Origin of the sequence: Hydrotalea flava, from assembly GCF_001623405.1 — a bacterium.
Lineage (GTDB): Bacteria > Bacteroidota > Bacteroidia > Chitinophagales > Chitinophagaceae > Hydrotalea > Hydrotalea flava.
Genome location: NZ_LUHG01000060.1, coordinates 1 through 817, shown reverse-complemented (window position 1 = coordinate 817; position 817 = coordinate 1). Strand labels below are relative to the sequence as shown.

The 817-nt window shown below is 48.7% G+C and carries 2 protein-coding genes; both read right to left on the bottom strand.

All coding sequences use genetic code 11. The annotated features are described in order from the left end of the window. Window positions 1-133 precede the first annotated feature (133 nt). On the bottom strand, window positions 134-571 hold the full coding sequence (locus A0F92_RS06610) for a DUF5675 family protein (RefSeq protein WP_068243204.1): 438 nt from the start codon (window positions 569-571) through the stop codon (window positions 134-136). Between the two features lie 103 nt (window positions 572-674). Then, window positions 675-817 (bottom strand): DUF6266 family protein (locus A0F92_RS16045; RefSeq protein WP_394330967.1); only part of this gene is annotated, 143 nt, incomplete at its 5' end.

The following is an 817-nucleotide window of genomic DNA, read 5'->3' as shown; positions in this document are numbered from 1 at the left end:
TTATAAAGCCGTAGCCACGGCAGTTACTACCAGCGCCACACTGCGTAGGCGCTTAAAAAAAACAGGGGTGGGTGCTGTGGCCCTTTGCCATATTTGTTGCATAATTGCTGTTGTTTACATGTTACAATTGGGTTTACATCTGACCCGGTCGGGCCAAGGTTTTTAACTGATCGCTTACATTCAGTATCAGTAACTGTACCTTTTCGTCCTGCTCAAAAGCGGGTTGCAGATAATCGAGTAAATCGGTCATCGCTTGTCGCGATAAAATGCCCCTGCCGGGTCCGGTATGGCTTTTTACCGGTGCCAAACAGCCCTGCAATTCACGGCGGGCATCATTGGCGGGATGAAGAAGGATACCTTTTCGGCCCGGTACATCCAATACGGCAATATGTTTTCCCAACCGTTCATTTTCCCGGGGTACAATTGTATACATGCCCTCGGGTATACAGGAAATATGGGGCAGGTTATGCTGCCATGGCAACTCAATAGTATGGCAGAGCAGTTGTTTCTCCCGCCACAATTCGCCATTGGTGCCTTCTTTGTGATACGTTCGGAATAAGAGTAATAACATGGTATAAGGTTTTAAAACAATACCCTGCTGGGGTTTACGGCCTAAAAAGCAGTAATGGGGTGGGGCTTATTGCCGGGTTACTTTAGCAGGGTACGGTTGGGTTTTACAATACGGCTACCTGCCCGGTATACAGGCTGTTGGCAATTTCTTTACCATCGGCGGAAATAAATCCGATCCAGGTTTCTACCGTTTTACCACTGAACTGGCTCACATCCATCACCGCCTGCTCCGTACTGCGTGCGGGCC